This is a genomic window from Streptomyces graminilatus (assembly GCF_001418565.1).
Classification (GTDB): domain Bacteria; phylum Actinomycetota; class Actinomycetes; order Streptomycetales; family Streptomycetaceae; genus Streptomyces; species Streptomyces graminilatus.
The window spans coordinates 1-9,257 of record NZ_LIQQ01000412.1 but is presented as its reverse complement, the minus strand read 5'-3'; the positions used below and the strand labels follow the sequence as shown (position 1 = coordinate 9,257).

At 72.7% G+C, this 9,257-nt stretch carries 5 protein-coding genes; all 5 read left to right on the top strand.

What is annotated here, in order from left to right:
- The first annotated feature begins 265 nt into the window (after nt 1–265).
- Genes AOK08_RS30975 through AOK08_RS30955 form a run of 5 tightly spaced genes read left to right on the top strand, consistent with a single transcriptional unit; the run spans nt 266 to nt 9,190 of the window.
- Nucleotides 266–2,101 carry a fatty acyl-AMP ligase gene (locus AOK08_RS30975; protein WP_055532241.1) on the top strand — a complete coding sequence of 612 codons (1,836 nt, stop codon included), beginning with the start codon at nt 266–268 and terminating at the stop codon, nt 2,099–2,101.
- Between the two features lie 3 nt (nt 2,102–2,104).
- The gene (locus AOK08_RS30970; RefSeq protein ID WP_079054370.1) at nt 2,105–3,979 is read left to right on the top strand and encodes an acyl-CoA dehydrogenase family protein; all 1,875 of its coding nucleotides are present in this window, start codon (nt 2,105–2,107) and stop codon (nt 3,977–3,979) included.
- The gene (locus tag AOK08_RS30965) at nt 3,973–5,784 is read left to right on the top strand and encodes an acyl-CoA dehydrogenase family protein (RefSeq protein ID WP_055532239.1); all 1,812 of its coding nucleotides are present in this window, start codon (nt 3,973–3,975) and stop codon (nt 5,782–5,784) included. The genes AOK08_RS30970 and AOK08_RS30965 overlap by 7 nt, the downstream gene beginning before the upstream one ends.
- 47 nt (nt 5,785–5,831) lie before the next feature.
- The gene (locus AOK08_RS30960; RefSeq protein ID WP_055532237.1) at nt 5,832–6,140 is read left to right on the top strand and encodes an acyl carrier protein; all 309 of its coding nucleotides are present in this window, start codon (nt 5,832–5,834) and stop codon (nt 6,138–6,140) included.
- Complete coding sequence (locus AOK08_RS30955) at nt 6,137–9,190, top strand: type I polyketide synthase (RefSeq protein ID WP_055532235.1); 3,054 nt, start codon at nt 6,137–6,139, stop codon at nt 9,188–9,190. The genes AOK08_RS30960 and AOK08_RS30955 overlap by 4 nt, the downstream gene beginning before the upstream one ends.
- Nucleotides 9,191–9,257 lie beyond the last annotated feature (67 nt).

The following is a 9,257-nucleotide window of genomic DNA, read 5'->3' as shown; positions in this document are numbered from 1 at the left end:
TCCGGCACCGCCGAGCCCCTCCGGCCCCGGCCGTGCCCCTCCCGCACCGGCCGTGTCCCTCCGGCACCGGCCGAACCCCCTCTGACACCCGCCGCAAGAGGGGCTTTAGAGACGGAGCCGACGATCGGCGGGACAGGTCCGGCGGACAGCCGGTCGGCCGGTTCTGCCGGTTCAGCCAGTCAATCCGGCCCATCAGGCCCATCCGGCCGATCGAGCCAATTCGGTTTCACGCGATATGAGTCGCTTCGAGGCGAGGGGAAAGACAGTGGCGGAATTCGGTTCATTCGCGGAGCTCGTGCTGACGCGGTCGGACGAACGGGGCGACGCTGACGCGTTCGTGTTCCTCGCGGACGGAGTCCGGGGCAAGGTGCCCGAGCGGCTGTCGTACCGGGAACTGGACCGCGAGGCCAAGGACATCGCGTCCTGGCTGCAGGACCGGGGCCTGGCGGGACGTCAGGTCCTGCTGCTCTACCCCTCGGGCCTGGAGTTCGTGAAGGCGTTCGTGGGCTGCCTCTACGCGGGCGCCGTCGCGGTGCCGGCGCCGCTGCCCTCCGAGCAGGGCCAGCACTTCCGGCGCGTGTCCGGGATCGTCCGCGACGCCCGCGTGGGTGCCGTGCTGACCCTCGGCGAGCACGCGCCGGAGGTGGAGGCGTGGCTGGCGGCCGAGGGCTTCTCGGACGTGGTCTGCCTGCCCACCGACCAGGGCACGGTCGGTGACACGAGCAGGTGGACCGACCCGCGGCTCGGCCCGGAGCACCTGGCCTTCCTTCAGTACACCTCGGGATCCACCAGCGCCCCCAAGGGCGTGATGGTCTCGCACGGCAATCTGCTCGCCAACGAGGCGGCCATCGCCCGCTCCACCGGCAACACCCCTGACACGATGGTCGGCGGCTGGCTGCCCTTCTACCACGACATGGGCCTGATCGGGCACATCCTCCAGCCGCTGTGGCTGGGCACCACCAGCGTGCTCATTCCCCCGGTGTCGTTCCTGCGCAAGCCGGCCCGCTGGCTGGAGCTGGTCAGCGAGTACGGCGTGAACGCCAGCGGCGGCCCCAACTTCGCGTACGACCTGTGCGTGCGCCGCGTCACCGACGCGCAGTTGGAGGGCCTGGACCTGTCCTCGTGGCGGACCGCCTGCAACGGCGCCGAGCCCGTCCGGGCCGAGACCCTGAAGGCGTTCACCGAGCGCTTCGGGCCGTACGGGTTCAAGCCGGAGACCATGTTCCCCTGCTACGGCATGGCCGAGACGACCCTGCTGGTCACCGGCACCCCCAAGACGCGCGGCGCGCTGCTGCGCGAGGTGGACGCGGCCGGCCTCGAACAGGGCACCCTGGAGGGCCCGTTCCTGGGTGCCTCGCGGCGGACCCTGGTCAGCAGCGGGGTCGCGCTGTCCGAGGACTTCGAGGTGCGGATCGTCGACCCCGAGACGCTCGCCGAGCGGCCCGAGGGCAAGGTCGGGGAGATCTGGGTGCGCGGCGCCTCCGTGGCCTCCGGCTACTGGGAGCGGCCCGAGGTGAACGCCGAGATCTTCGGCGCCCGGATCGCCGGCCAGGAGGAGCTGGGCGCCTGGCTGCGCACCGGTGACATGGGTGTCATGGGCGGCGGGGAGCTGTTCGTCACCGGCCGTCTCAAGGAGATGGTCCTCATCAACGGCCGCAACATCTACCCGTACGACGTGGAGAGCGCCGTCCGTGATTTGAACCCTGCTATCTCCTCCGGCGCCGTCTTCGCGGTGGACACCGGCGGCCAGGAGTACCTGGTGGTGATCCACGAGATCCGGGCCGCGGCGGCGGGCGACGACCTGAAGAGCGTCGCCACCCAGATCCAGCGGCACATCGGCATGGAGTTCGCCGTCCCGGCGGGCAACGTCCTGCTGGTCCGGCCCGGCACCGTGCGCCGGACCACCAGCGGCAAGATCCAGCGCACCCTGATGCGCAAGCTGTTCCTCCAGGGCGAGGTCACCGCGCTGCACTCGGTGCTCGACCCGGCGGTGCGCACGCTCATCGGCGCCGACGCGGACCCGGCAGGCACGGACGCGGCGGGCACGGACGTACAGGGCACGCGGGCCGCCGACCCGGCCATGGCTCCGGTGGGTGGCTGAGCCATGGAGCATCCCCCCTATCTCGTCGCGCAGGAGCTGGAGTCCCTGCTCGGCGACCCGGAGGACCCCGGCACCGTCTTCTCCCACGCCCGCAGTCTGGAACTCGACGAGACCGAGGAGTTCCCCGCCGACATCTGCCGGCTGCTGGAGGGCTGGGGACTCCAGGAGTTCTACATCCCGGCCGAGCACGGCGGCAGGCTCACCGACTACGAGACCGTCATGCAGGTCATGCGGGTGGTGGCCCGGCGCGATCTGACCGTCGCCGTCGGCCACGGCAAGACCTATCTGGGCGGGGTCTGCGTCTGGATCGCCGGCACCGCCGAGCAGGCCGCCCGGCTCGCCGCCGACATCCGGGCCGGGACCCCGGTCTCGCTGGCCCTCACCGAGCGCGCCCACGGCAGCGACCTGCTCGCCGGGGACGTACGGGGCGAGGCCGACGGGGCGGGCGGCTGGCGGCTCAGCGGTGAGAAGTGGCTGATCAACAACGCCACCCGGGGCAGCCTCCTCTCGGTGCTCACCCGTACCGGCGAGGACGGCGGGCCGCGCGGCTTCACCGTGCTGCTCGTCGACAAGCGGACGATGGCCGAGGGCGACGACTACCGCTGCCTGGACAAGATCCGCACCCACGGCATCCGGGGCGCCGACATCAGCGGCATCACCTTCGACGGCGCCCCCGTGCCGGCGGACGCGGCGGTCGGCGGGGAGGGCGGCGGCGTCGAGACCGTGCTCAAGGCCCTCCAGCTCACCCGCACCATGTGCGCCTCGCTGTCGCTGGGCGCGGCCGACCACGCGCTGAACATCGCCGTGGACTTCGTCGAGCGGCGCGAGCTGTTCGGGCGGCGGCTCGTCGACCTGCCGCAGGCGCGGCACGTACTCGCCTCGGCGGCGGCGGACGTACTGGCGGGGGAGGCGCTGGCCACCGTCGCCGCCCGGACCGTGCACACCGTCCCCGACGAGCTGAGCGTGGTCGCGGCGGCCACCAAGTACCTGGTGCCCACCGGCACCGAGGGTGTGATCAGTGAGCTGACCCGGCTGCTCGGGGCGCGGGCCTTCCTGAAGGACGTCCACGCCCGGGGCATGTTCCAGAAGGTCGACCGCGACCACCGCATCGTCGGCCTCTTCGACGGCAACACCCTGGTCAACCTCAACTCCCTGGTCAACCAGTTCCGTTCACTGTCCAAGGGCTGGCTGCGGGGCACGGGCGACACGGCCGGCGCCGTACGGGCCTTCGACATCGCGGAGCCGCTGCCCCCGCTGGACCCGGCGCGGCTGTCCCTGGTGGCCCGGCGCGGCAGCGGTGTCATGGCGACGCTGCCCGAGTCGGTGGCGGCGCTGCGCGAGGAGGCCGCCGGGCGGCCGGAGCTCAAGGGCGCGCTGGGCGCGGCGGAACGGCTGCTCGCCGTGACGGGCCGGGTCCACGAGGCGATGGACGCCCACCGCACGGTGGTCACCCATGTTCCGCCGGCCGCCTTCGACGTGGCCCGGCAGTACAGCCTGTGTCTGGCCGGCGCCGCCGCCCTCGGCCTGTGGGCCCACAACCACGAGTCGGCGACCACGGGCCGCACCGGCGCCCTGTGGCGCGACGGGGTCTGGCTGTGGCCCGTACTCGACCGGCTGCTCGTACGCCTGGGCGAGCCGGACGGGGGCGATCCCGACGCCTACGGCCCCCTGCTGGACCGGCTCCGGGCCACCCGGGACGCGGGCGAACTGTTCTCCCTGTTCCCGTTCGCCCTGCACAGCCGGGCCGACCGGCCGACGGGGGCGTCCGGCGACGCGGATCCACGGTCCGAGTCACCTGGCGGCGCCGGAGCGCACGTACACACCGAAACCCGGGACGCCGTCGGCGGGACCCGGTCATCCGAGGGGACGTCATGCTGAGTGATCCCGAGGTCCAGGGGCTGCCCGGCGAGGCAGCTCCGGCCGGAACCGCAACCGCAACCGCTACCGCTACTGCTACCGCACTTGCCGGCGACCGGGAGAGTGAGGTCCAGGCCAGGATCGCCGAGCTGGAGGAGCGGTTCGGGGATCCGCAGGAGCCCGGGAATCCGCTCGGTGCCGCCGGGCTGCTGGCCGCCGACGAGGCGGGGGAACTGCCCGCCGAAGGGGAGCGGCTTCTCGACGAGGTCGTTCTCAACGCCGAGTTCGTGCCCACCGCCCTCGGCGGGCGGCTGGACCGGCTCGACACGCTCGTACGCGTGATGCGGCAGGTGTTCCGGCGCGATGTGGCGCTCGGGCTCGGCTACGGCATCACGTCCTTCATGGCCGCCGCCAACGTGTGGACGGCCGGGAGCGACGAGCAGCGGCGGCGGACCGCAGACCTGCTGCTGGGCGGCTCCAAGATCTCCGTCGCCTATCACGAGCTGCCGCACGGCAACGACTTCGTGCGCAACGAGTTCCGGGCCGACCCCGTGCCCGGCGGCTTCCGGCTCAACGGCCGCAAGGAGGTCATCAACAACGCGGACCGGGCCGACGCCTTCGCCCTGTTCAGCCGTACGGACGAGAGTCCGGGCAGCCGCAGCCACTCGGTCCTGCTGATCGAACGCGACCAGCTCGACGCGGAGCGGTTCGCGGTCCTGCCCCGCTACAACGCCGTCGGCGTACGCGGCTGCCGGCTGACCGGGCTGGACTTCGCCGACTGCCCGGTGCCCGACAGCACCCTGCTCGGCGCGCGCGGCCAGGGCGTCGAACTGGCGCTGCGCTCCTTCCAGATCACCCGCAGCGCGATCCCCAGCATGGCCGTCGGCGCCCTCGACACCAGCCTGCGCACGGTGGTGCGGTTCGCCCTCGGACGCCAGCTCTACCGGCGCCCGGTGATGGAGATCCCGCACGCCGCCTCCACCCTCACCGGTGCCTTCCTCGACCTGCTGATCTGCGACAGCATGGCGACGGTCGGCACCCGGGCGGTGCATCTGCTGCCGGACGAGACCAGCGTGTACGCGGCGGCGGTCAAGTACCTGGTGCCGAAGATGCTCACCGACACCATGTACGACCTGTCGATCGTGCTCGGCGCGCGGTTCTACGTCCGTGAGGGCGAGTTCGGTCTCTTCCAGAAGCACGTGCGCGACCTGCCGGTGCTCAGCCTCGGCCACGCGGGCTCGGCGGCCTGCCAGGCCACGATCATCCCGCAGTTGTCCCGGCTGGCCCGGCGCGCCTGGTTCAAGGGCGACGAGGCCCCGCAGAGCCTGTTCCGCCCGCGCGAGGGGCTGCCCGGCATCCCCTTCGACAGGCTCACCCTGGCCAGTGGCCGGGACAGCCTGAGCGCCTCCCTGGTCGCCGCCGCCGACTCCCTGCCCAGCGGTACGCCCGAGGAACTCGCGGTGCAGGCCCTGGTCATGCGGATGCTCGACCAACTGCGCCAGCTCCAGGAGGACAGCCTGAACCTCTCCCCGCAGGACCGCACGGCCCTCGCCAGCCCCGCGAGCTTCGCCCTGGCCGACCGCTACGCGGTGTTCCTCGCGGCGGCGTCCGTGCTGGGCGTCTGGCGCGGGGCACAGGGCGGCGGCGATCCCTTCCTGGCCGACCCGGCCTGGGTGGCCGCCGCACTGCACCGGCTGGCCCGCCGGCTCGGGCAGCGCCCGGCCGACCTGCCGCCCGGGTGCGAGGGCCGGGTGCACGAGGAAGTGCTCCGACGCTTCCACGAACGCCGCAGCTACGACCTCTACGACACCCCGCTGGCCGGCTGACCCGCCGGCCGACCGGACCCGACGCGCCTTCACCGAGGAGTTTTCGCATGTCTGTTCCCGCGACCGACCGCACCGTCAACACCGAGCACACCGCACACACCGTCGAGTCGCTGAGCAACTGGCTCGCCGACCGGATCGCCCTGTACCTCAGGCGGACGCCGTCCGAGATCGCGCCCACCGTGCCGCTGGCCGAGTACGGGCTGGACTCGGTCGCAGCGCTGAGCCTGTGCGGCGACATCGAGGAGGACTTCGACCTCGTCCTCGAACCCACCGTCGCCTGGGACTACCCGACCGTCGAAGCGCTGGCCCAGCACCTGGTGGAGGAACTGCGGGCGATGGAGGGCGAGAATCGATGAGGCCCGTCGCGATAGTCGGCATCGACTGCCGATTCCCAGGGGCGCCCGATCCGGCCGCCTACTGGGACATGCTGATGCGTTCCGGCGACGGGGTGCGGAAGGTGCCCGGGGACCGCTGGAACGCCCGTGACTTCCACTCCCGTACCGGCGACGAAGGACACTCCAACACCACCGAGGGCGGCTTCATCGCCGACCCGGACGCCTTCGACAACGAGTTCTTCACCGTGTCCCCGCGCGAGGCGGCGGCCATGGACCCGCAGCAGCGGCTGCTGCTCCAGTGCGCCTGGCGGGCCGTCGAGGACGCGGGCGTCGCCCCGCAGAAGCTGGCCGGCACCGACACCGGGGTGTTCGTCGGCATCATGGGCAACGAGTGGGCCCACCTGCACATGACCGACTACGCCAAGGTCACCCCGCAGCTCGGCTCCGGCAACGGCTACTGCATGACCGCCAACCGGATCTCCTACCACCTCGACCTGAAGGGCCCGAGCCTCGCGGTGGACACCGCCTGCTCCTCGTCCCTCGTCGCCGTCCACCTGGCCTGCAACGCCCTGCTGGCCGGGGAGTGCGACACGGCGATCGCCGCGGGCGTCAACGTGGCGCTTACGCCCGCGCTCGGCATCTTCTACACCCAGGCCGGGCTGTCCGCCCCCGACGGCCGCTGCAAGCCCTTCAGCTCCGAGGCCGACGGCATCGGCCGGGGCGAGGGGGTCGGCGCGGTGGTGCTGCGCCGGCTGGAGGACGCGATCGCCGACGGCCAGCAGGTGTACGCGGTCATCCGGGGCACCGCCGTCAACCAGGACGGGCGCAGCAACGGCATCACCGCGCCCAACCGCTGGTCGCAGCAGGAGGTGCTGGCCGCCGCGTACCGCCGGGCCGGTGTGGAGCCGTCCGACGTGACCTTCACCGAGGGCCACGGCACCGGCACCGTCCTGGGCGACATGATCGAGATCAAGGCCCTCGGCCACCTGCACGCCGGCCGCTCCGGACGCCCGCTGGCGCTCGGCTCGGTCAAGGGCAACATCGGGCACGCCGAAGGCGCGGCGGGCATCGCGGGGCTCATCAAGGTCGCGCTGTCACTGCATCACAAGACGGTCCCGGCCAGCCGGTTCGCCGCCAAGGAGAACCCGGCGCTGAAACTGGCCAAGCAGGGGATACGGCTCCTCAAGGCACCGCTGCGGCTGCGCGCCGGGTCGACGATCGGCGGGCTGAGCAGCTTCGGGATGGGCGGTACGAACGCCCACGCGGTCCTGGAGTCCGCGCCGCCGTACGCCGCCCGACCCGGGGCGACCGACCCGGCGGACGAGCACACCGGCACCTCCACCACCGGCGCCACGGGACTGGGCGCCGGGGTCTTCACCCTCACGGCGCCCTCTACGGCCGCGCTGCGCCGCAATCTGCTGGTCCAGGCCGAGGCGTTGGAGAAGCGCCGGGTGCCGGCGGGCCCACTGTGCTGGAGCAGCAACCGGACCAAGACAGGGCACCGCTACCGCTTCGCCCTGCCCGCCAAGGACACCGGCGAACTGGCGGCGGCGCTGCGGGAGACCGCCGCCGACGACGACCTGCTGGCCAGGCTTGTCGGCAACCCGGCGGGGAAGCCGCAGGTGGCGCTGCTGTTCACCGGCCAGGGTTCGCAGTACCCGGCGATGACCTCACGCCTCTACCTCCAGTCGCCGCTGTACCGGCGGTTCCTCAACGAGGCCGACGAGGCACTCGCCCCGCATGTCGGCGGCTCGGTGCGCGACCTGCTGCTCTCCGGCGACGAGGCCGTGCACCGCACCGGCTGGACCCAGCCCGCCCTGTTCGCCGTCGAGTACGCCCTGGCGTCGAGCCTGACCGAACTCGGCGTACCGGCCGCGCTGTTGCTCGGCCACAGCGTCGGTGAGTACGCCGCCGCCGTGCTGGCCGGGGTCTTCCCGCTGGAGCAGGCGGCCCGGCTGATCGCGGCCCGGGGCGCCATGATGGAGGCGCTGCCCGAGGGCGGCGGAATGCTCTCCGTACGGGCGCCGCTCACCGACCTGACGGAACTGGTCGACGCGGAGCCCCTGGTCGGGGTGGGCGCGGTCAACGGCCCCCGGGCGACGGTGCTTTCCGGGGACCTGGCGGCCCTGGGCCGGATCGATGAAGAACTGGTCCGACGGGGCGTCAGGACCCGCCGCCTGGAGGTCTCGCACGCCTTCCACTCCCCCCTGATGGAGCCGCTGCTGGAACGATTCGCCGCGCTGGCGGACGACATCGGCGGCGGCATCCCGAAGCTCCCGGTGTACTCCACCGTGCGCGGTCGCCTCCTGGAGGCCGAGCCGATGGACGCCAAGTACTGGACCGAGCACATCAGCGCCCCCGTGCTGTTCGGCGACGCGATGGCCCGGCTGCTGGAGGCGGGCCCGACCCACCTGGTGGAGGTCGGCCCCCGCCCGGTGCTCACCGGCATGGCGCGCGCCCTGCGCTCGGCGGCCGGGGCCGGGGTGCACTCGGTGGCCCCGGTGCCGGGAGAGGACGCGGACGGCAGCTCCTTCGCCGAGGCGCTGGCCGAACTCTTCCGCAGCGGCCTCGAACCCCGCTGGGACGCGGTCTACGCGCAGGAGGACCGGCAGCCGCAGCGGCTCGCCACCTACGCCTTCTCCGACGCCCACCGCTTCTGGACCCGTACGCCGGTACGGGCCGCGCACACGGCGGAGATCGGCGTGGTGCCCGACCGCGCGGACAAGGCGGTGCCGCACCTGCCGCACGTGCCGGAGCAGCCGACGGCGCCCGGACGCGGTGCCGTCCTGTCCGCCGTGCCCGCCGCGACGGAGGACCCGGTGGCCGTCGCGGTGATCGAGGCCGTCGCCGAGGTGGGCGGATACGCCACGGACGAGGTGTCCCGGCTCTCCCTCCTCTACGAGGACCTCGGCTTCGACTCGGTAATGATCATGGAACTGAAGGACCGCCTCCAGGAACGCCTGGACGGCCTGGAGGCGATGAGCGTGCAGGATCTGCTCCCGCAGTTGTCGTCGGTGGGTGACCTGGTCGATTACCTCCAGGACAGGGTGGGTTCGGCGGTGGTGGCCTGAGCCCGGGTCCAGATCATCCCCGGCCGGTCCCGGCGGCCTCAGCACCGGCCGCCGGGACCGGCCGGGG

Coding starts and splice junctions, on each gene's coding strand:
- AOK08_RS30965 (WP_055532239.1), top strand. CDS start 3,973: ATGCTGAGTGATCCCGAGGTCCAGGGGCTGCCCGGCGAGGCAGCTCCG.
- AOK08_RS30955 (WP_055532235.1), top strand. CDS start 6,137: ATGAGGCCCGTCGCGATAGTCGGCATCGACTGCCGATTCCCAGGGGCG.
- AOK08_RS30970 (WP_079054370.1), top strand. CDS start 2,105: ATGGAGCATCCCCCCTATCTCGTCGCGCAGGAGCTGGAGTCCCTGCTC.
- AOK08_RS30960 (WP_055532237.1), top strand. CDS start 5,832: ATGTCTGTTCCCGCGACCGACCGCACCGTCAACACCGAGCACACCGCA.